Source organism: Bradyrhizobium sp. STM 3562, assembly GCF_045571435.1.
Classification (GTDB): Bacteria; Pseudomonadota; Alphaproteobacteria; order Rhizobiales; family Xanthobacteraceae; genus Bradyrhizobium.
Genome location: NZ_CP120694.1, coordinates 4,927,334 through 4,949,398 on the forward strand (window position 1 = coordinate 4,927,334; position 22,065 = coordinate 4,949,398).

The following is a 22,065-nucleotide window of genomic DNA, read 5'->3' on the forward strand; positions in this document are numbered from 1 at the left end:
TGCGCGCATTGGCGCGCGTCTGCTGTTGGGAATTATGCGCGTCCACCCGTGACACGCCACGGCGATTTGTGCGTTTTTGTGCTAATTCGTGCGCTCTGCGCACACAGAGTCCCCATCCATGGTTCCATCGACATTCAAGACAAGCCGCTCAAGCGACGACGACGAGGCGAACCGCGATTTCGTCGGCGCTTTTGCGCGGGGTCTTGCGGTCATCGAGGCATTCGGCCCCGAGAACAAGGGCATGACGTTGTCGCAGGTCGCGGAACGCGCAGGCCTCGACCGTGCGGTCGCGCGGAGGCTGCTCCTGACGCTCGTGAAGCTCGGCTTTGCCCGCGTCCATGAGCGCCGGTTCGAGCTCACCACCCGCGTACTGCGTCTCGCTTATTCCTTCCTGTCGTCGTCCGGCCTCGGCACGTCGCTGCAGCCCTTTCTGGACGACCTCGCGCGTGCCATCGGCGAGACCGTCTCGCTATCCGTGCTGGACGAGGCCGAGACCGTTTTCATTGCGCGTTCTGATACGCCGGGCCGGCGTCTGTCCTATGTGATCACGACGGGGATGCGCCTGCCCGCATTCTCCGCTGCATCGGGGCGAATACTGCTCGCCCACAAGCCCCGCATTGAAGTCGAGCGCCTGCTGTCGCGGACAAGGATCACGCGGCATACGCGGCACACCATCATGCTCAAGCGCGAGATCATGGCGCAGATCGCCGAGGCCAGGGTGAAAGGCTATTGCATCAACTATGAAGAACTGGAGGACGGCCTCGTCAGCGTCTCCGTTCCCGTTCTCAACCGTGCCGGAATCGTGGTGGCCTCGCTCAATGCAAGCACCAGCTCTGCGCGCGCCAACAGGGAAAGATTGGCTGGCGAATTCGTCTCCAAGCTGAAGGCAATGGCGGACGAGCTTTCCTTGATGCTGCCCTGACCGGGTGTCGCGGCCCGGTGTAAATCGCGCGACGAGCTGATTTGCCGGACGAGCCGCCGTTGCAAAATCCTGTCAATGCCCGCGCCTGAGAAATATTCGTATGGTCTTCACGTTCCGATCCGGCAGGGAGCGTACGCGTCGTCACGAACGTGGAGCGGAATACGGTGGCCGCGACGGTGCCGATTGACGAGCGGCATCGACGCGGACGTCGAAGTCGTGTGGTCCCGGCGCAGCCATGCGAGTGCCAAGCATCGCACCGACGTGCCCCCTGCGGGCGGCTTTCTCGAGTAGCACCCTTGCAGTGAAAGGATCACGGCGACCGCCACGTCCGTTCGCCATCATCTCCGCGAGCGCCACCTCGGCTTCAGCCATGCCGGCTCCGGCCGCCCGCGCGATCCAGGTGCGACCTTCCGTGGCATCTGTCGGCACGCCGCGCCCCTCGACCAGCATCCGTCCATACCGATATTGCGCGTCCACGACACTATCAGCGGCTCTGCGCATCCACTGGGCGGCCAGGCGCTCGTCACGTTCCATCCCGAGTCCTTCTGCCAGACAGACGCCGAGGTTGAAAGCTGCGGCAAGGTCTCCGGACGTGGCTGCCTGCTCCAACAACTGGCGCGCCTTGACCGGGTCCTCAGGATGGCCAACACCCCTGAGGGAAAGATTGGCAAGATCCACCCGGGCCTGCGGGTCGCCTGCTTCGGCGGAGATGCGGAGCCAGTGCGAAGCTTCATCCGGATCGCGCGCAACTCCAGCCCCGGTCAGATAGAGCAGGCCGAGTGACCGTGCTGCCGTCGGGTGACCGGCCTCCGCGGCACGACGATACCAAATCGCCGCCTCCGCATGATTCGGGGGAAGCGCCTCTCCGCGCCTGGCGTAAAGGTCCCCTAGCCGCGCCGCCGCCTCCGCATCCCCGGCCAGTGCGGCTCGTCGCAGCCACACTTCTCCCTCGGTCTGGTTTCGCTCAACTCCCAGCCCGCCGATGAGCGCCTCCCCCCAGCGTGTCTGACCGGAGCGATTGCCCTTCTCGGCCGCCTGCCTATAGAGGTCAGCCGCGATCACGTCACTGCGCTCGACGCCGATGCCGCCTCGGGTCAGTTCACCGAGCAAGTACAACGCGCTCGCCAGTCCCGCTTCCGCCGCACGACGGACATAGCCCGCGGCCCTTTGTTGCCCTGCCTCATCCTTGGCGACGCGCGCCAGCCACAGGCCGTAGCCGAGGGCGCCTTGCGGACAATTGCCGTCGGCGGACCGCTCGTACCATTGATGCGCCGCGTCGAGGTCGCGCACCGCTTCCGGGCCGGAAGCAAGGATATAGCCAAGAATGGCTAGCGCATCCGCAGAGCCAGCTTCAGCCGCGAGGCGCGCCCATTTCTCCGCCGCGACAAAGTCGGGCTCGCAGGGGTCGTCGCCCGAGAACAGGCTTGAAATTTCCTCGTGCACCGAAGTGCCGACACCTCGCAGATACAGCAATGCAAGCTGCCACTGGGCTTCGATGTGGCCTTGGGTCGCGGCGCGCCTCAGCCAGTGCAGGCCGTCGGTCCGGCTGACTGGAACGCCCGCGCCTTCGAGATAGCATCGCCCGACCCGATATTCGCCTTCCGCGAGGCCGGCGCGGGCGGCACGGGCGAGAAGCGGAAAGGCCTGCACGCGCTGGCCCTCGTCAGCAAGCCGCAGGGCATGTCGCAACGCTGCCACCGGCGACAGCGCATCGATCAAGCGAACCAAAAGGCCCCTTCGATACTTTGTCCCGCCACTCGTTCTGCGTTGGCTGGCCCGGCTCATGGCTCGCGCATCGCCTCTGATGCGACCGGCCGGATACGGCCGAGCAGATAGGTGAGGACGGTGCGCTTGCCAATCATGATGTCGGCAATGACAGGCATGCCCGGTACAATACGAAAGCCGGCTGGGACGCCGTGCAGTTGCACGTTGTCGATGGTGATGCGGGAGCGGTAGAAGGGCTCGGTGCTACCGGGCTTAGGGGGCACAAACCCCGAACGCGTCTTGACCTCGTCCTGCCCGGTAAAGCTGTCCGCACTGATCACGCGGACCGCTCCGCGCGCCAAGCCATACTGCGAGAATGGGAACGTCTCGAACTTAATTGCCACGGGGGTGCCAACCTGCACGAAGCCGCCGTCGCGTCCCACGACATTTGCTTCCACCTCAAGAGGGGCGTTGGTGGGGACCAACGTGATGAACTGGTCTCCGGATTGCAGCACGGAGCCGACGGAAACCTTTGCCACCGTCAAGACGGTTGCGTCGCGACTGGCGCGCAGTTCCACGAGCTGATGGCGCAACCGCGCTTTATTGAGCTGTTCGCGCGCATCGGCCAGCTTCTGCGTCTGCTCCGAGAGCTTCTGCGACACCTCGGCAAGCCAGTTCTGCTCATAGGCATCGCGTTCGGCCTTCAATGCCTCGAGATCGCGGCGCGCGCTCTCGGCAGTTTCCGTTGCATTCGCGAGACCACGCGTCGTTTCCAAGAGATTGTCGGTCGCGGTCAGCGATAAGAGCGTGCTGCCCACTTGATGCCGCTCCAGTTCTTTACGGACAGACACGATCTGTTCGGCCACGGCCTTGCGCGCTTGGTAAGCGTTCACGTCAGCTACGGCGCGTGCGACAGCGGCCTGCAGCCCACTGATGCGTTGCTTATAAGTCTCACGTTTGAAATCGCGCTCCGACTGACGCTGGGCATATATCGACGCCTGCAGCGACAGGTTTGGATCAGAGCCTGTGGACGTGAACGGACGTCCCGTGGCTTCTGCCTGCATGCGCGAGACTTCCGCCTGCAACGTCGAAACCTGCGCCTCGGACGCGCTCACGTCCGCCGCCGCGAAGGTTGGATCGAGCCGCGCAACCACATCGCCGGTGTGCACACTTTGCCCCTCGGTCACGTCGATCGACTGAACAACCGAAGTCTCTAACGGTTGCAGGACGAGCAAGGGTACCTTGGAGACCACCTTTCCCTGGGCGGTCACAACCCGGTCGATCGGGATCAGCCCTATCGCCATCAGACAAGCCGCGAACATGCTGGAGATGACCCATATCGTGCCACGCGCCGTGCGGGGGATTGGGGCGGCGGTGATGGCGCGGGATGGCGACTGAAATTCCAGTATCACTGGAAGCGTGGGATCGTCCGCCCGGTTCGCGCGGCTAGCCAGCCTTTGCATGACGCGGCCCTTGATTGCCGAGATGACGGTTCTGTTGGGTCCAGAGCTGCCGGTAGATGCCGCAGCGTTCGACGAGCAAGCGATGCGGCGCCATATCCACGGCCTTGCCGTTGTCCAGGACAAGGATTTGGTCACAATCGATCAAGGACGACAGGCGGTGCGAAACAATGATCATGGTCCTGCCGTGCGCGATACGAAGCAAATTGGCGTTCAGCACCGCCTCGCTCTCCGGATCGAGCGCGCTCATTGCTTCATCGAGGATCAAGATGCGCGGATCGGTAATGAGGGCGCGTGCGATCGCCAGACGCTGCCGCTGCCCGCCCGAGAGGTTCGGCGACCCCTCCTCGATGATCGTCTCGTAGCCATTTGGCATGCGCTCGATGAATTCCTCGGCGCCGGCGAGGCGCGCCGCGCGCACGACATCGCTGAGCGTGAGCGCGGGGCGACCCGCGATGATGTTTTCGTAAATCGCGCCGCGGAACAGGAAGTTCTCCTGGAGCACCACACCGAAACTCTGGCGTAGATGCCGCAGATTGATCTCGCGCACGTCGTTGCCATCGATCTTCACGAACCCGCTATAGTCCCGGTTGATCCCCTGCAAGAGCCGGGTCAACGTCGACTTCCCGGACCCGCTGCGTCCGACGATGCCAAGCATCGTGCCGGCGGGCACTGCAAATGTGACACGATCAAGCGCGGGAATTTTCGTGTCGCCATATGTAAAGGTTACATCATCGAAGGTGATCGCGCCGGCGAGTTGTGGACGCAGTCCGCGGGAAAGGCCGTCATATTCCAGCGGACGGTTCAGCACCGATGCGGCCTCGCTGATCGCGGCGCCGACCTCCTCGTAATTCTCGATCAGGCGCGCCAGCCCGGCGAGTGGCTGCGCGACGCGCATGCTGAGCATCATGAAGGCGAACAGTGCGCCTACGGCGTAGCCGGATTTGTCAGCGATCGCGATATAGGCACCGATCAAGACAACGCCGATCGACATAAATCGCTCGATCGGATTAGCGATCGTTTGGGGCCAGTTTGCGAGTTTCCCAAAGGCAAGCCGCCACTTTCCGGCCTCGGCAACGCGCACATCCCACAGCATCCGGCGCTGCGGCTCGAGCGCGAGGGATTTCACGGTTTTCACCCCGAAGACCGTCTCGCCCAATGCGGCGGCCTTTTCGGCCTCAGCCACAACGACTTTGGCGAATGCGCGCTGCAACGGGCGGAGATAGGCCAATACGACCAACACGATGAGCGCGGCACAGGCGAGCACCACAAGGGCGAGAAACGAATTGAGATAGAACAGGAATGGAAGCAGTACAGCCAGCGTGCTCATATCGAGAAACGTCGCCAGCAGCTTTCCAGTCAGGAATTCACGAACCTTGTAGACCTGCGCGATCTTATGCATGGTCTCGCCGGCCGGGTGGCGCTCGAAATAGTCGAGTGGCAGCCGCAGGAGACGGTTGAATACGTGCAAGTTCAGCTTCGCATCCAGCCGCGCGCCGACGACCATCACGATCAATCGGCGGGCATAACCGAGGACTGCCTCGTAAAGGGTTGCAATCGCAAGGATGGCGGCAACGAGCGCCAAGGTCGAGTAACTACCGTGCGTCAGCACCTTGTCCACCACCGTCATCACCAACAAGGGCGGGAAGATCGTCAGGAAGCTCAGCGTCAGCGAGCCAAGCCCGATGTCGCGGAGCGAGGACTTCTCCTGCAATACGAGGCCCGACACCCAGCCTAGCGTGAACGGCGCGTCCGTCTCCATCTTCCCACGCTGGGCGCGAAGCAGCAGCGCTTCACCGGACCAGACCCGCTCGAGGCGCAGTTCGTCCACTGGAAGCGCTATCTCGCTTGCGAGCGCGCGAGGATCCCGAAGGAAAACGACATTGCGATCAGCGTCCGCGCCCACCATCAGGGTCGCGCTGCCGTCCGCAAGCAGCAGCACCACCGGTCCAGCATCCACAAAGTGCATAAGCTGGCGCCACCGCAATCGCACCGCTCGCGCCCACATTCCGCTGTTCTGCACCCATTCGGAGAGCGAGGCGGCCGACGGCATGCCCTGCGCACCCGAGGAGACGACCTCGCTCGGATCCAACTCCGTGCCGTGGAATCTCGCGGCAACCATCACTGCCTGCACACGGGGATGGATTAGGTCACTGCCCGTTTGGCGCGCAGCGCCGACATCAGCGGAGACCGTAGGCTGCGTCAACGAGCCGAGACGCTGTCCTATCGACATGTCCACGACGGTGCCTCCTCAGAGGAGCATCCGAAAAAACGACCTGACGTTCTGAGCTGCGAGCTGCGCCGCCATCACGTGGCGCGCGGCGGCCGGAAGGGTTGAAACATCATCAACCCTTCCGAATTGCGATATTCCGCGCTTCGCAGTCGCGGCCATTTAAAACATACAGCGGCTCGACCCTTACTATCCGTGCAAGGAGTGTGCTGCTGTCATCGACGTGGCCGACTTATCGGGTTCTGGAATCGCCGCCAAACTCCCAAAGAGACCGTGCGCCTCGTTCTGCACTCCTGCTGTAAAGTAAATCTTGCTCGGATCGGTGCCGGCATTGCCAGTGCCGGGCATAAGCGCCCAGAGATCGCCGATGGTGATCGGGGCACCGTTGGCGCCTTCCAATTTGCCGAGGAAATGATCGTTCTTCGGATTGAAGACGTTGATCGTCCCGTCGCCGAAATTCCCAACGAGAAGATCGTTGGCGAATTCGCCAAAACCGGCGGGCGCGATCGCAAGTCCCCACGGAGAATTGAGCGGACCACCGGACGCCACCCGGTGCATCAGATGCCCTTCCAAGTCGAACTCGTCTACAAAACCATGGCCTGGCCCGGCGACATCATCATGTTTGGTGTCGTTCTGCAGCGCGAACGTGACGAACAGGTGGCCGTCAAGAACCTGCACGTTGAAAGGCGCATAGCCGACCGGCAGGTGCGGATCGGTAAAGCTCTTCACCTGCTTGAAGTTGTCGTTGAATACGTCGACTGTGCCATTTCGGAAGTTTGCCGCGTAAAGCAACGTGCCATCCTCGGTCTGTGCAATTGCGAGACCCTTGTAGACGGCCCCGGCACCGCCCTGCGAGTTATCGACAGCCAAGACAGAACTCGCTTTGTCCACATTCGGGTTCCAGCCGGAGATGGTACCGTCCTCGGTTGCGAAGATGAACACCGAGGATCCCGTATGGCCGCCGCTGCTGACGTTGAACCCACTTCCCGCAATATTGAACACGTCTCCAGTCGGGGCGGCCGCCGTGGTCTGCCCCGGAGGTGCCGCGATCGCGATTGAGTCAAGCCCACCGACATTCACCTTGGCTCCAGCACCGGTATAGACCGTCGTCACACCCACGCCGTTGTCCGAGACCCAGAAGGGGCTCGTCGCACTGTGAGCTATGCCCCAGGGGTTGATCAGATCCGGATCGATCGTCATCGCAGGAACGAAGCCATCCGAAACCAGATTGGTTTGCGCAAAGGATGTCTCCTCCTGCTCATGGTGGACGTGACGGCGACCTTCGATCTCCTCAACGCGGCGTTGAATCTCGCTTGCAATTGCAGACAAGTTTAAGCTCATTGCTGCCTCCTGCGGATTGTCGATTTTCAGCCTTGCTCGGTACCGTTGGAGTCGCGCCTACCCGCGGCATGGGATCATCTCTTCGCGATCAGACCGCTCTTACTGATCAGACGCGCCCCTCGCGTTAAGAGAATGCAACCCCGGCTTTCAGTGTCGGGGCATTGAGATCACGACAGCTAACCACACGCACCAGTTCTTGTGATTGCAGCTCAACGCTTCCGGAGTCGCTGTTTTTTTTGCAGAGAATAGGACTTTGAAGCGTCCAAGGCACTGACGTCTCGATTTGGTGAGGACTTTGCAGCGACCACTATGCAAGAGATCATTCGATCTGATCTGCTATGCCCCGCAAAACGCAATTCAAGTAGATGTATTGTGAGGGATCAAGTGAGGGCTGTTGCCGTATCGCCGAGCCGCGTCGACTACGCGGCTCGAATTATCCGCATGCAAGAAGAGTAAAATTGAGAAGCTGACTTTTTTGTCAGAAACTAACTCACTCACAATTGAAGTTGGTCTTGTGAGTCCGATGAGAGCGCAGGGGCTGGAGCTCATGACATCGGCTTCTTTTCCAAATGCCGGCTCTTGTGTCGCGGACCACGATGAACCGACTCGTGCAGTACGGCTTAGAGAGCCTTCAATGTATATGGCGTCTCAGGTGATCAGGTAACCTCCACCGTATGGCCTATCTCGCCGATATTGGGATGCTCGCGTTTTGCTCCTGCGTCCATGCCCGAGCGGTCTGGTGATTGACAGCCAGTCTGCACGATCGACCCGTCACGCATGCTCCACGAATTGATTTGCCCGCCGGGCGCTCTCGGAAAAATCCTGTCCAGTCCTCGCGTCAAAAATATTTCTGTTTTTCAGAAACCAGAATCAGTCGTATCGTCGCTGCCGTTCCGATCCGGCAGGAGGGGCGTACGCGTCGTCACGAACGTGGAGCGGAATGCGGTGGCCGTGGATGTGCCGAGAGACGTGCGGCACTCCCCGCGGACGGTGAAGTCGTGTGGTCCTGGCGCGCCCATGCAGGCGCCAAGTCGGCGACGATGCTTAATGCTCGCGCCGGCGACGGTGGCAACAAGCTGGTTCACCGAGGAGAGTACGAAGTAAGCCGTAAACCACTGCGCAGGGAAGGCCGGTGTGACTCCGCCTTGCCTGTGGTTACTCCCGTGTGCGCTTTTGCGCGATTTCTTGCACACGGGGCCGCGGGTGCGGCGGGCACCCGGCCTTCCCTGCGCCCTCTGTATTTCGTGAGGGCCAAGCAGATGCAAAGCTCGGACGCGAATAGCGCCGCGAGAATGCGCAGTCGCATTCTCGTCATGCCCCGCGCAGGCGGGCATCCACGACGGGGCGTCCGTTCGGCTCAAGCTTCGGCGCCTCTGGAATGCTGGACCGTCCGGTCCCGTCCACACCAAGTCGTCGACGAGGCTCACGAGACCAGCGCGCGCCGGAGCTTCAGCGGAAGCAACAATGACGGCGAAGGTGAATCGGCAATGAAAGGCGACAATGACTCTACGGCACCAAACAAAAGCCCCGCCGGCCTACGCCCGCGGGGCCTGTCGTTCTTGCTCCAACTGCTGCTCAATGCGCCAGAATAGCCAGCAGCAGCAGCGCCACGATGTTGGTGATCTTGATCATCGGGTTCACCGCGGGACCCGCCGTGTCCTTATAGGGATCGCCGACGGTGTCGCCGGTCACGGCCGACTTGTGCGCGTCGGAGCCCTTGCCGCCGTAATGGCCGTCCTCGATGTACTTCTTGGCGTTATCCCAGGCGCCGCCGCCCGACGTCATCGAGATCGCGACGAACAGGCCGGTCACGATCACGCCGAGCAGCATCGCGCCGACGGCCGAGAATGCCGCCGATTTGCCGACGGCGCCGCCGCCCGCGATCGCATAGATCAGGAAATAGACGACGATCGGCGAGAGCACCGGCAGCAGCGAAGGCACGATCATTTCCTTGATCGCCGCCTTGGTCAGGAGGTCGACGGCCTTGCCATAGTCCGGCTTGTCGGTCCCCTGCATGATGCCAGGCTTTTCGCGGAACTGGCGGCGGACTTCCTCCACGATCGAACCAGCCGCGCGACCAACCGCCGTCATGCCAAGCGCACCGAAGAGGTACGGCAGGAGGCCGCCGAACAGAAGGCCGACGACGACATAGGGATTAGTGAGCGAGAAATCAGGATTGACGCCACTGAAGTAGGCGTTGCCCGCGCCACCGCCGATGAAGAACTTGAGGTCCTGGTTATAGGCCGCAAACAGAACCAGCGCGCCGAGGCCGGCCGAGCCGATCGCATAGCCCTTGGTGACCGCCTTGGTGGTGTTCCCAACCGCATCGAGCGCGTCGGTCGATTTGCGCACCTCCTTCGGCAGACCGGCCATTTCGGCAATGCCGCCCGCATTGTCGGTGACCGGACCGAAAGCGTCGAGCGCGACGATCATGCCGGCCAGCGACAGCATCGTCGTGGTGGCAATCGCTATCCCGAACAGGCCGGCGAGATTGTAGGTGATGAGAATCCCGGCGATGATCACGATCGCCGGCAAGGCGGTCGCTTCCATCGAGATCGCAAGGCCCTGGATCACGTTTGTGCCGTGTCCCGTCACCGAGGCTGCCGCGATCGACTTCACCGGGCGAAAGTCGGTGCCGGTGTAATATTCGGTGATCCAGATGATCAGACCGGTCACCGCCAGGCCGACCACGCCGCAGGCGAACAGCGCCGCGCCGCTATACTCGACACCATCAAGCTTGCCGAAGCCGATCAGCCAGTAGATGACGGCGGCGACGCCGACGAGCGACAGGATGCCGGTCGCGATCAGGCCCTTGTACAGCGCGCCCATGATCGACTGGCTGGGGCCGAGCTTGACGAAGAAGGTGCCGATGATCGAGGTGATGATGCAGATGCCGCCGATGGCGAGCGGCAGCGTCATCATGTTGGCGAGGATCGGCGTCTTGGCGAAGAAGATCGCCGCCAACACCATGGTGGCGACCGCGGTCACCGCATAGGTCTCGAACAGGTCCGCCGCCATGCCGGCGCAGTCACCGACATTGTCGCCGACGTTGTCGGCGATGGTGGCGGGGTTGCGGGGATCATCCTCGGGGATGCCGGCCTCGACCTTGCCGACGAGGTCGCCGCCGACGTCGGCGCCTTTGGTGAAGATGCCGCCGCCGAGACGAGCGAAGATCGAGATCAGCGACGCGCCGAAGCCGAGCGCGACCATCGCATCGACGACGGTCCGGCTGTCATGGGCCAGATGCAGCGAATAGGTCAGAAAGCCGAAGTAGAGGGTGACACCGAGCAATGCGAGGCCGGCCACAAGGAGGCCGGTGATGGCACCGGATTTGAAGGCGAGCTCAAGTCCGCCGGCGAGCGAAGTGGTGGCGGCCTGGGCGGTGCGCACATTGGCGCGTACCGAGACGTTCATGCCGATGAAACCGGCCGCGCCAGAAAGGATGGCCCCGACCGCAAAGCCGACCGCGACCAGCACGCCGAGGAAGAAGGCGAGCAGCAAGAAGATGACGATCCCGACCACACCGATGGTGGTGTATTGGCGCCGCAGATAGGCCTGCGCGCCCTCGCGCACCGCAGCCGAGATTTCCTGCATCCGCGGATTGCCGGCATCGGCGCTGAGCACCGATCTGGTCGCCCAAATGGCGTAAACAACCGAAAGCGCTCCGCAGAGCACGATCAACCATAAAGCTGTCATTGCACTCCCTCAGATTATTATATTTGTCCCCTCGCCCATGCTGCGGACGCAGCCGGCTCAGATGTCGCTGGTCCGCCCTGCCCAAGGGCGGCCGCAAATCGGCGAGGACCTTGCCAAAGTTGTCCCCAGCGCGCAACGCCGGGAAGGGAGAAAAAGGTCCTTTTTGGAGCGCTTCCCACGCCAAAAGCCGCGCTATCGCGAGGAACTCTCAGAAATGGCTGTAGGACAGGACTTTTAATGCCAGCTCCCGGCCCTGCCCATCGAGAAACCGCGGAGCCTCGCTCCCGGCGAGGATCGTCCCGATGGATGTCACCGCAACACCAGCCTGCCGCGCCGCTTCGGCAAAGTCCGCGCAGCGCGCTTCCGGCACGGTGCACACGATCTCGTAATCATCGCCGGCGGAAATCAACGCGGCCATCGAAGCGACGCCGCGATCGAGGAGTCCTGCGGCCGCGGCAGAGAGCGGAACGCTGGGCAGGTCGATCCTTGCCGATACACCTGAGGCCGCGCAGAGCTTGGAGAAATCTCCGGCAAGACCATCAGAGACGTCCATCGCGGCGCTGGCATGTTCGCGCAGTGCGATCGCCAGCGCGTTGCGGGGTTGGGGAATACGGTAACGCGCGATGAGCATCTCTCTGGCTGCAGCATCTCCGGTAAGCGCCGCGGCGGCGGCGCCCCCCTTCAGGATGTCGAGCCCCAGCGAGGCATCGCCGATCGTGCCGCTGACCATCACACGATCGCCGGGCTTGGCTCCGCTGCGAGGGACCATTTTGCCGGCCGGTACACGGCCAAGCGCCGCAATCGAGATCATCGTCGGCCCCAGCGTCGAAACCGTATCACCGCCAAGCAGGGGACAGCGGAACTGGGCGGCATCCTCACCCAATGCACGGGCGAAAGGCGCGAGCCAGGCGTCCTCGGCACGGCGCAACGCCAGCGTCAGCACGAAGCCGGCGGGGTCGGCGCCCTTGGCAGCGAGATCGGACAGGTTGACCCGCAGCGCCTTGCGCGCAACGGTCTCGGGCGGATCGTCGGGCAGGAAGTGCACGCCCTCGACAATGGCGTCGGTCTTCACGACGACATCCTCGCCCGATGTTTTCAGGATCGCCGCATCATCGACGAGACCGAACGCGCCGGGATCGGTCGCCAGCGGCTTGAAATATCGCGCGATGAGAGAATCTTCGCCGGATCCTGAGCTGCTCGTCATGCGTTCAAGGCTCGTCGCTTACGCTCCTCGCGGTGAGCGGGCACTATCCGCGCGCAAATTCCTCCGCGCGAAACTGCCGCGCGATCTGCTCCAGCACCGCATTCACCATGCCGGTCTCTTCCCTGTCGACAAACGCGTGCGCGACATCGACATATTCGGATACCACGACCTTGGCGGGTACGTCCCTGCGATGCTCGAGCTCATAGGCGCCGGCGCGCAGGACCGCGCGCAAGATGGCATCGATCCGCTTCAGCGGCCAGCCTTTCGACAGCGCCTCATCAATCAAGGGATCGAGCCGCGTCTGATCGCGCACGACGCCGGCGACGATGTCGCGGAAGAACGCGGCTTCCGCCGGCAAATATTGCTCGCCCTCGACCTCGCCGCCGAGCCAATGGCTCTCGAACTCGGCGAAGATGTCGTTGATGCCGGAACCACCGATGTCCATCTGATAGAGCGCCTGCACGGCAGCAAGCCGAGCCGCTCCGCGCCGGTTAGCCTTTCTGTCCGGGCCCTTTTTCTCCGGTCCTCTGACCTGATTTCGTTTGCTCTCGGCCATGATCAAGATTTTGCCAACCGGCGTTTGATGCGCAGCATCGCGAGCGCCGCGCGCGCCGCATCGCCGCCCTTGTTGAGTTCGCTCGCGCGCGCCCGCGCCCAAGCCTGTGCCTCCGTGTTGACGGTGAGAATGCCGTTGCCGAGCGGAAGTTTCCGCGCCACGGCAAGATCCATCAACGCGCGAGAGGACTCCGTGGAGACGATCTCGAAATGGATGGTATCACCCCTGATCACGCAGCCCAATGCGATGATGGCGTCATAGGGTTTTCCCTTGCTTTCGGCCGCATCGACCGCAATCGCTATCGCCGCCGGAATTTCCAGGGCGCCGGGAACCGTGATCACGTCGTGCGTAACGCCGGCCGCCCTCAACTCGGCGACGGCGCCCTCGAGCAGCGCATCCTGGATGTCGTCATAGAAGCGTGCTTCGACAATCAGCGCGCGAGCGCCCGAAATGTCGGTCTGATCTTTCAACGGAGCGCGTCGCGCATCTGCCATTTGGTTGCCAATTCGGAGTTAATTGCGAGTTGTGCTGCTTTTAGGCGCGGCGGCCCGCAAAGCCAAGGCCGCACCTCATTTCATTTCCGCAAGCCTGGCCGCATAGCGCGCCATCAGGTCGACCTCGATGTTGACCTCGCCGCCGGCGCGCCAGTCCGACAACGTCGTGACATCGAGCGTGTGCGGAATGATCAGCACCGAAAAGGCGGTGTCGTGCACGGTGTTGACGGTCAGCGAAACGCCGTCCAGCGTCACCGAGCCTTTCGGAGCGATAAAGCGCGCCAGCTCGCGTGTGGTGTTGAGTTCGAACCGCGCCATGTCGGGCAGGTCCTCGCGGTTCAGAATGCTGGCGATGCCGTCGGCGTGACCTGCGACGAGGTGACCGCCAAGCTCGTCACCGATTTTGAGCGCGCGCTCCAGATTAAGCCGGGTGCCGACGGCCCAGTGCCTTGCCGTCGTCAACCGAAGCGTTTCCGCGGCGGCGTCAACGTCGAACCAGGTCTTGCCGCCCTCGACACCGGAGGCGACCACCGTCAGGCAAACACCGTTGCAGGCGATCGAGGCGCCGTCGGCGATGGTCGCGCGATCGTAGTCGCAGGCGATGCGCAGGCGGTGCAACTGCCCCTGCGCTGTCGGCTTCAGCGAAACGATCTGGCCGATATCGGTGACTATCCCGGTGAACATTTAAGCGCGCTCGTAAACCGTGAGAACATCCTTGCCGAGGCTCTCGCTAGCACGAACGCGAAACGCGGGCGACTGCGTGATTGCGGTGAGCGGCAATGCATCCAGCGCGTTCACCCCGCCCTCGCCGATCGCGTCGGGTGCGCGCAGCAGCCAGGCCTCGTCGACGAGACCAGCGGTCACGAAGGACGAGGCGATGCGGCTACCACCTTCCACCATCAGGCGCGTGATGCCTTTCTCCGCCAGCGTGCGCAGCACTGCCGGCACGTCGAGCCCGGACGTGACTGTCGGCGGCATGCGGATGACCTGCGCGCCTGCCGCGCCCAGTTTTGCGGCAGACGGCGCCTCTGCCAATTCCGACGCCATAACCCAGAGCGGTGTCTCGCGCGCGGAATGCACCAGGCGGCTGTCGCCCGGAATGCGCAGCGCCCGATCCAGCACGACCCGCACCGGCGAGAGCGCTTCCATGCCCGGCAACCGACAGGTCAGCAGCGGATCGTCCGCCAGCACGGTGCCGATGCCGACCAGGAGGGCATCGCTCTGCGCGCGCAAGAGATGCACGCGCCTGCGCGCCGCCTCGCCGGTGATGGCGACCGGCTTGCGACCGGATGCGCCGATCTTGCCATCCTCGGAGATCGCAAGCTTCAGGATCACATGCGGACGACGATCCCTGACGCGGCGAAAATGCCCCGCATGCGCGTAAGCGGCTTCCTCCGCCCCGAGCCCGACATCGACCGCGATGCCGGCGGCGCGCAGTTTTGCAAAACCCTGCCCCGCGACTTCGGGATTGGGATCCTCTATTGCCGCCACGACTCGCGCGATGCCGGAGGCGATCACGGCGTCGGTGCAGGGCGGCGATTTGCCGAAATGCGAACAGGGCTCCAGCGTCACGTAGAGCGTCGCGCCGCGCGTGGCGTTCCCGGCACGCTGCAGTGCCACTGGCTCGGCATGCGGACGCCCACCCGGCTGCGTCCAACCGCGCCCGACAATGATGCCGTCCTTGACCACCACGGCGCCGACTGCGGGGTTCGGCCAGGTGCGGCCGAGGCCACGCCGGCCCAAAGTGAGCGCGAGCCGCATGAAGCGGCGGTCCGCTTCCTGCGCGTCGCGAGCTTTCCGGGCGAGCTGATCCTCCAGGATGCGGAAGATCATTTGCGCATCGGGACGATCCGCGCCTCGTCCTCGCCCGAGAGCTCGCCGAGCACCGTCTCGAAATCCTTGGCCTCCCGGAAATTGCGGTAGACCGAGGCGAAGCGGACATAGGCGACGTCGTCGAGCGTGCGCAGATGCTCCATCACGATCTCGCCGATCGCCTCCGAGGAAACCTCGGCCTCACCCGCGCTCTCGAGCTCGCGCACGATGGCCGAGACCATCTTCTCCACCCGCTCCGGCTCCACGGGGCGCTTGCGCAAGGAGATCTGCACCGAGCGCACCAGCTTGTCGCGATCGAACGGCACGCGGCGGCCGTTGCGCTTGATCACCGTGAGCTCACGCAACTGCACGCGCTCGAAGGTGGTGAAGCGGAAATTGCAGGCGATGCAAACGCGCCGCCGCCGGATCACGGACGAATCCTCGGTCGGACGCGAATCCTTCACCTGCGTATCAAGACTGTTGCAGCTCGGACAGCGCATCCGGATTGGGCCCTATTGATAGATGGGGAAACGGTCGGTCAGCTCCCGCACGCGTGCCTTGATCGCGCTTTCCACCAGAGGCGCCTTGCCGTCCTGCGATTGCGCAATCGCGTTGAGCACTTCCGCGATCATGCCGCCGACCTGCTTGAACTCGGCGACGCCGAAGCCGCGGGTGGTCGTGGCCGGCGTGCCCAGGCGCAGACCGGAGGTCACGAAGGGCGTCTCGGGGTCGAACGGAATACCGTTCTTGTTGCAGGTGATGCCGGCGCGGACCAGCGCCTTTTCCGAGACATTGCCCTTCAGCCCCTTTGGCCGAAGGTCGACCAGCATGAGATGGTTGTCGGTGCCGCCGGAGACGATGTCCAGCCCATGGCCGCGCAGCGTTTCCGCAAGCGCCTTGGCGTTTTCGACGACGTTCTTGGCATAGACCTTGAAGTCCGGCCGCAACGCTTCGGCAAACGCCACCGCCTTCGCGGCGATCACATGCATCAGGGGACCGCCCTGCAGGCCCGGGAAGATCGCCGAATTGAGTTTCTTGGTCAGGCTCTCGTCGTTCCACAGGATCAGGCCGCCGCGCGGACCGCGCAACGACTTGTGCGTCGTCGTGGTCGTGACATGAGCATAGGGCACGGGCGAGGCATGCACGCCGCCGGCCACGAGACCGGCGAAATGCGCCATGTCGACCAACAGATAAGCGCCGACGCTGTCGGCGATCTCGCGGAAGCGCTTGAAGTCCCACGGGCGCGAATAGGCCGAGCCGCCGGCGATGATCAGCTTCGGCTTCACGTGCTCGGCCTGCTTCGCCACCGCATCCATGTCGATGAGATGGTCTTCGCGCCGCACCGTGTAGTGCGATGCCTTGAACCACTTGCCGGACATGTTGACCGGCGAGCCGTGGGTGAGATGACCGCCCGCGGCGAGATCGAGACCCATGAAGGTGTCGCCCGGCTGCAGCAGCGCCAGGAATACCGCCTGGTTCATCTGGCTGCCGGAGTTCGGCTGCACGTTGGCGAAATTCGCGCCGAACAGCTTCTTGGCTCGTTCGATCGCCAACGTCTCGGCGACGTCGACCCATTCGCAGCCGCCATAGTAGCGGGCGCCGGGATAGCCTTCGGCATATTTGTTGGTCATCACCGAGCCCTGCGCTTCAAGCACGGCGCGGCTGACGATGTTTTCCGACGCGATCAGTTCGATCTCATGGCGCTGGCGGCCCAGCTCGCCCTGGATCGCGGCGGCAATCTCGGGATCGGCCTGCGCGAGCGTGGCGGTGAAGAAAGAATCGGGGGCGGAGGCAGCTTTGGCGCTGGAGGACGAAGAGGTCATCGGCGAAATATCTCCACCGCCGCAACCAGTTAGCGGGTCACGGTCGGTCTTGGTAGAGGGAGCGGAAGCGGGCCAGCCCGATTAGCATATCATAGGCTGACGGCCAAGCACTTGCGGTTCGAGCCCGATATTTATGCAAGATGTGGTGGGAATTGAGTGGATTTCCACCCTGCCCCATGGGTTCCCCCGGTTCTTCCAGCGTCGTTCCGAGGCGCCTCGAAGAGGCGAACCCGGAATCTCGAGATTCTCAGGTGCGTAATTGCGCACCATAGTTCGATGCGGAGCCTGTCGTCTGGCCGCGCTTTGCGCGGACCGGGTGGCATCGCCCCGGAATGACGGCGCCGCACACATCTTCGCGTTCTCGCTGCGCGACCCCGCCCGAGCTTTGCCAGTGACATCGCCCTTCGAGATGAGAGGGCGCAGGGAAGGCCAGGTGCCCGCCGCACCCGCGGCCCCGTGTGCAAAAAATTGCGCGAAAGCGCACACGGGAGTAACCACAGGCAAGGCGGAGTCACACCGGCCTTCCCTGCGCGATGGTTTACGGCTTACTCCGCGCTCTCCTCGGTGAACCAGCTTGATTGCCACCGTCGCCCGCGTGATGCGCACGCATCACCCGCGAACTTGGCGCCTGCATGGGCGCGCCAGGACCACACGACTTCGCCGTCCGCGATAGGTGCCGCTCGTCCATCAACACCATCACGGCCACCGCACCCTGTCCCACGTTTCGTGACGATCGGCCGTAACGCCCCTCTTGCCGGGACAGGATGCGCGAGACGATGGCGGTGATTTGCCCGACGGCGCAAGCCGACGCCCTGCGGCAGATTAACGCGACGGGCAAATCGAGTCTTTTGGGTTCGCTTCATTTGCGCGTCGGTCGTGCGGCATGCATTCGATGCTCGACGCTGACGGGCGCGCTTCGCGCCTTCGCTCTTCGAGCTACGGCGGACAAGTCGCTCACCCTACAAAGCCGCAAGAGGCCTCGCCTCACAGCCCGGTATACCCGGCCTTCACCGGATCGGTCGAGCCGTCGAGCTGACGCAGATAGGTCAGCCCGCACACCGTGAGCCGGTGTGCATCCGTTTCGCCGCCCTCGATCAGCATGTTGACGTATTCGGTCACCTTGGCGCGCGCTTCCGCGCTGGCTGCGGCGGAGCTGTTCACCAGGAGATCATAGGTTTGCATGATGCGGTCGATCGCCGCCTGCGCTGAATCCTCGGCCATGTCGTTACGCAAGGTCGACCTCGCGCTCGGACTCGAATTTGGCGATCGCCTTGTTGGCGAGCTTCAGCCTGTTGGCTTCTCCGCAGTGGAACAACTGCACAACGATGCCGAGCAGCCGATCGTCGGTCGCGAAATCGTCAGCGATAGCGCCGCTCCGGCGCAGATAGCTCGCGGCGATGGTGTAGGCCTCGCCGACTACCTCCGTGTTCATCACGCGCATTCCGCGTTCGACCAGCATGCGTCTCGATCCTCCGTTGGGAGGGAAATAAGCCGCAGGCCTCGGACAAGTTCCACCTGGACGGTATGTTTTTTTGCGCGCGCGAAGAAAAGAAAGAGCGCGCCGGGTCCCAAGGGGATCCAGCGCGCTTGAAAAGGGGAAGTCTGAAGGGGATGGCTCGCCGGTCTTCTTGACGGCCGGCTTGGCCGAGAGTTCCTCAGAGCCGGTAAAGGATCTGGTCGGTCCAGAACCGCTCGAGACGATGCAGCGACTTGTTCAGCGTCGCGAACTCCTCGTTCGAGATGCCGCCGACCTGTTCCACCGTCTTAACGTGCTTCTGATAGAGCGCCTCGACGATGCGTCGGATCTCCTGGCCTTGCGGGGTCAGGCGAATGCGCACCGAGCGGCGATCCACGCGCGAGCGTTGATGATCGAGGAAGCCGAGCTCGACCAGCTTCTTCAGATTGTAGGAGACGTTGGAGCCAAGGTAATAACCGCGCGTGCGCAGTTCGCCCGCGGTCAGTTCCTTGTCGCCGATATTGTAGAGCAGCAGCGCCTGCACCGAATTGATGTCGGAGCGGCCGCGACGATCGAATTCATCCTTGATGACGTCCAGCAGGCGGCGATGCAGCCGCTCCACCAACGTCAACGCTTCGAGGTAGAGAGGCTGCACAGCCGGCTGGCCGGCCGTGCGCTCAACGGCTTCCGCCGCCGTTGCAACGGCTTTCATCATGACACTTCCCCTGTTGTCGTTTTATCGACTTATTCGACGAAACTTGTGTCCCGTCCGATAGCCGCAACTTAAGAGGGCGGTTTGAACATCCGCTTAAATAAGACAATAAAGAGAGAATGAATTTCACACAGTGAATCGCGGATTAAGCCGATGAACCAAGGGCTTTTGGCAACTTTCCATTGACGGTGCAGGCCCAATGTTCACGCTTCGTCTCGCCTCGCCTGTCGCATTCCAAAACAGGTGCAGGACGACGGAAAGGTTCGCGTAACGGCTGTGGCGAATTGCGGACGGTCGTCTTAAGGAGCAATTAGCGACAAGCTTTATGAGCGCTGCGGACTCCCTTCTTGTCGTCTGCTGGACAAGGTGTCGCGGACAAAGCCCGCGACCGCGCCGATCCGGAGCTTACGCCAAGACGCCTAAATCACGCCTTGATCGATCTGCCGGATGGTCTGAACGATCAGCCTTCGATGCTCCCTCAGCGCTTCGAGGCTGCCAGCAAACGCCCGCAAGCTGCGTTCGGCGAGCACCGTGTCATGGCCGTCGACACATTGCTTATCGAGATCGGCAATTTGCTCCATGACCGCCATCTCTGCGCCCGCGATCAGCCGGTCCACTTTTCGAAGCATTGCCTGTTCTGTGAGGCGGTCCATCACGCATCCCCTCAGAAGGCTCTTTAACTCGCGGCCGCAGGCGAGCGTTCCCCGGGGGCGGATGCATCGGATTCGCAAGTTCGCCCTGAGCATTCTTGCGTGCATACTCACGGCTTGGGCGCGGCCGACTTGCCCGCATTGGTTCCTGCGCTATGGCGGCCGCTCGCGCGCGGCCATCCAGGCCAGCGCCAGATAGGCGGCGAGCATCAGGGCCTCCCCGGCAACGACCAAGAGGCTGCCGCCATAGATTGCAGGGAACATCAACTCGATCACCGCCATCGACACCACGGTGGTCAGCCACACCACGGCACCCCACGGCGTTGCCAGCCACAGGCCGACGGCGGCGACCAGTTCGATCACGGCGAAATAGACGGTCGCGGCCTGCCAGGCGGTCGGCTGGTTCTCGAACGCTTCGTCCTCGCTGCCGATGAAACCGGTCACCTGTGCCCAGTGATAGAGGCCCTTGAGTATCGCGAGCACGGCCATGATGCGCAGAAACAGCACCAGGCGGCGGGTCCAGACATTGTCGTCGGGTTGGATCCGCTCCGACGAAATCGCCGCGATCGATATTGCACCGTCCCTGGCATTGTCCCGCGCCGGGTCGCGCGCCGAGGTGTCAGACATGCCGGCAGTCGCTCATGAGGGGGGAGATGGTGTTCATGGGCCAAGGATTCATGGAAAGACGTTCGTGCATAGGTCATGACCGCCTGCCGCGACAAAATCAACGATCAATGCCGGATCAATCCCGAGTGAATACCGGCCCCGAGCATTGGAGGCTTGCGGCAGGTCAAGTGACGCGGCTAAGTCAGGATGCTAGAATTAGAACAAATCAATGGCGTCCGCCGGGAGAAAATGAGCATGGCAATCAAGTTCGGCCGTCCGATCGAAGTCCGCGAAGTGTCGCGGCGAGAGGCTCCCGCGGCCCCTGCCCTCGATTTGACGGTTCGCCCGCGCCGCAACCGCAAGGCGGAATGGGCGCGCCGCCTGGTGCGAGAGAACGTGCTCACGACGGATGATCTGATCTGGCCGCTGTTTGTCATCGAGGGCCACAACGCCCGGGCCAATGTCGCCTCGATGCCAGGCGTGGACCGGCTTTCCGTCGACCAGGCGGTGCGCGACGCCGAGCGCGCGATGAAACTCAACATCCCCTGCATCGCCCTGTTTCCCTACACCGAGCCGTCCTTGCGCGATTCCCAAGGTTCGGAAGCGGTCAACCCCGACAATCTCGTCTGCAAGACGGTGCGCGCGGTGAAAAAGGAATTTCCCGATCTCGGCGTGCTCTGCGACGTCGCGCTGGATCCCTTCACCAGTCACGGCCATGACGGCCTGATCGAGGATGGCAGGATCCTCAACGACGAGACGGTGGCCGTGCTGGTGCGCCAGGCCCTGGTGCAGGCCGAAGCCGGCTGCGACATCATCGCGCCATCCGACATGATGGACGGTCGCGTCGGTGCGATCAGGCAGGCGCTGGACCAGGCTGGATTCCTCGACGTGCAGATCATGGCCTATGCAGCCAAATACGCCTCGGCCTTCTACGGACCGTTCCGTGATGCGATCGGCTCGGCCAAGACGCTGACCGGCGACAAGCGTACCTACCAGATGGACAGCGCCAATTCGGATGAAGCGCTTCGCGAGGTCGAGCTCGACATCGCGGAAGGGGCCGACATGGTGATGGTCAAGCCCGGCATGCCCTATCTCGACGTGCTACGGCGGGTCAAAGATACCTTTGCGATGCCGACCTTCGCCTACCAGGTCTCAGGCGAATACGCGATGATCGCTGCGGCCGCGAACAATGGCTGGATCGACGGCGAACGCGCGATGATGGAAAGCCTCTTGGCGTTCAAGCGCGCCGGCGCCGACGGCATCCTGACCTATTTTGCACCGCAAGCAGCCGAACGGGTGCAAAGACACGTCTGAAAGTTCACAGCCAAAGCGCGCATCGCGCTTCAGCTTCTTGATTGCGCATAATCTTTTCGGAAAACCGGCTGCCACTTTTCCAGGT

The 22,065-nt window shown here is 62.9% G+C and carries 19 protein-coding genes; 2 read left to right on the forward strand and 17 right to left on the reverse strand.

Annotation, left to right across the window (positions count from 1 at the left end):
* Positions 1–118: 118 nt before the first annotated feature.
* The gene (locus P6U23_RS22870) at positions 119–922 is read left to right on the forward strand and encodes an IclR family transcriptional regulator C-terminal domain-containing protein (RefSeq protein WP_407174836.1); all 804 of its coding nucleotides are present in this window, start codon (positions 119–121) and stop codon (positions 920–922) included.
* A 141-nt stretch (positions 923–1,063) separates the two neighbouring features.
* Here the strand turns inward: P6U23_RS22870 and P6U23_RS22875 are convergent, their stop codons facing one another.
* The 17 genes from P6U23_RS22875 to P6U23_RS22955 form a co-directional block, all read right to left on the reverse strand.
* Positions 1,064–2,650 carry a tetratricopeptide repeat protein gene (locus tag P6U23_RS22875; RefSeq protein ID WP_407174837.1) on the reverse strand — a complete coding sequence of 529 codons (1,587 nt, stop codon included), beginning with the start codon at positions 2,648–2,650 and terminating at the stop codon, positions 1,064–1,066.
* A gap of 53 nt (positions 2,651–2,703) precedes the next feature.
* Positions 2,704–4,089: an HlyD family type I secretion periplasmic adaptor subunit gene (locus P6U23_RS22880; protein ID WP_407174838.1), complete on the reverse strand. Its 1,386-nt coding sequence runs from the start codon at positions 4,087–4,089 to the stop codon at positions 2,704–2,706.
* Positions 4,073–6,208, reverse strand: a complete 2,136-nt coding sequence (locus tag P6U23_RS22885) for a peptidase domain-containing ABC transporter (RefSeq protein WP_407174839.1) — start codon at positions 6,206–6,208, stop codon at positions 4,073–4,075. Before P6U23_RS22885 ends, P6U23_RS22880 begins: the two co-directional genes overlap by 17 nt.
* Positions 6,209–6,505: 297 nt before the next feature.
* Positions 6,506–7,657 (reverse strand): TIGR03118 family protein, encoded by a 1,152-nt coding sequence (locus P6U23_RS22890; RefSeq protein WP_407174840.1) that lies wholly within the window; start codon positions 7,655–7,657, stop codon positions 6,506–6,508.
* Positions 7,658–9,232: 1,575 nt separating this feature from the next.
* Positions 9,233–11,353: a sodium-translocating pyrophosphatase gene (locus tag P6U23_RS22895; protein WP_407174841.1), complete on the reverse strand. Its 2,121-nt coding sequence runs from the start codon at positions 11,351–11,353 to the stop codon at positions 9,233–9,235.
* Between the two features lie 208 nt (positions 11,354–11,561).
* Positions 11,562–12,557 carry a thiamine-phosphate kinase gene (gene thiL, locus P6U23_RS22900; RefSeq protein ID WP_407174842.1) on the reverse strand — a complete coding sequence of 332 codons (996 nt, stop codon included), beginning with the start codon at positions 12,555–12,557 and terminating at the stop codon, positions 11,562–11,564.
* A 43-nt stretch (positions 12,558–12,600) separates the two neighbouring features.
* Complete coding sequence (gene nusB, locus P6U23_RS22905) at positions 12,601–13,113, reverse strand: transcription antitermination factor NusB (RefSeq protein ID WP_407174843.1); 513 nt, start codon at positions 13,111–13,113, stop codon at positions 12,601–12,603.
* A 2-nt stretch (positions 13,114–13,115) separates the two neighbouring features.
* Positions 13,116–13,607, reverse strand: coding sequence for a 6,7-dimethyl-8-ribityllumazine synthase (ribH, locus tag P6U23_RS22910; RefSeq protein ID WP_407174844.1), 492 nt, complete (start codon positions 13,605–13,607; stop codon positions 13,116–13,118).
* A 75-nt stretch (positions 13,608–13,682) separates the two neighbouring features.
* The gene (locus P6U23_RS22915) at positions 13,683–14,291 is read right to left on the reverse strand and encodes a riboflavin synthase (RefSeq protein ID WP_407174845.1); all 609 of its coding nucleotides are present in this window, start codon (positions 14,289–14,291) and stop codon (positions 13,683–13,685) included.
* A complete protein-coding gene (gene ribD, locus P6U23_RS22920) occupies positions 14,292–15,440 on the reverse strand; it encodes a bifunctional diaminohydroxyphosphoribosylaminopyrimidine deaminase/5-amino-6-(5-phosphoribosylamino)uracil reductase RibD (RefSeq protein ID WP_407174846.1) in 1,149 nt (382 codons plus the stop codon).
* Positions 15,437–15,919: a transcriptional regulator NrdR gene (gene nrdR, locus P6U23_RS22925; protein WP_024506749.1), complete on the reverse strand. Its 483-nt coding sequence runs from the start codon at positions 15,917–15,919 to the stop codon at positions 15,437–15,439. The genes ribD and nrdR overlap by 4 nt, the downstream gene beginning before the upstream one ends.
* 12 nt (positions 15,920–15,931) lie before the next feature.
* Entirely contained in the window at positions 15,932–17,242 is a 1,311-nt protein-coding gene (gene glyA, locus P6U23_RS22930; RefSeq protein ID WP_407174847.1) for a serine hydroxymethyltransferase, read from the reverse strand.
* A 984-nt stretch (positions 17,243–18,226) separates the two neighbouring features.
* On the reverse strand, positions 18,227–18,463 hold the full coding sequence (locus P6U23_RS22935) for a hypothetical protein (RefSeq protein ID WP_407174848.1): 237 nt from the start codon (positions 18,461–18,463) through the stop codon (positions 18,227–18,229).
* Positions 18,464–18,467: 4 nt separating this feature from the next.
* The gene (locus tag P6U23_RS22940; protein WP_407174849.1) at positions 18,468–18,701 is read right to left on the reverse strand and encodes a hypothetical protein; all 234 of its coding nucleotides are present in this window, start codon (positions 18,699–18,701) and stop codon (positions 18,468–18,470) included.
* A gap of 196 nt (positions 18,702–18,897) precedes the next feature.
* Complete coding sequence (gene ldtR / locus P6U23_RS22945) at positions 18,898–19,413, reverse strand: transcriptional regulator LdtR (protein ID WP_024512663.1); 516 nt, start codon at positions 19,411–19,413, stop codon at positions 18,898–18,900.
* Positions 19,414–19,829: 416 nt separating this feature from the next.
* Positions 19,830–20,063, reverse strand: coding sequence for a hypothetical protein (locus tag P6U23_RS22950; protein ID WP_407174850.1), 234 nt, complete (start codon positions 20,061–20,063; stop codon positions 19,830–19,832).
* A 150-nt stretch (positions 20,064–20,213) separates the two neighbouring features.
* Positions 20,214–20,687, reverse strand: a complete 474-nt coding sequence (locus P6U23_RS22955) for a DUF6163 family protein (RefSeq protein ID WP_407174851.1) — start codon at positions 20,685–20,687, stop codon at positions 20,214–20,216.
* A gap of 234 nt (positions 20,688–20,921) precedes the next feature.
* Here P6U23_RS22955 and hemB point away from each other — a divergent pair, with 234 nt between their 5' ends.
* The gene (gene hemB / locus P6U23_RS22960) at positions 20,922–21,980 is read left to right on the forward strand and encodes a porphobilinogen synthase (RefSeq protein WP_407174852.1); all 1,059 of its coding nucleotides are present in this window, start codon (positions 20,922–20,924) and stop codon (positions 21,978–21,980) included.
* The last annotated feature ends 85 nt before the right edge of the window (positions 21,981–22,065 follow it).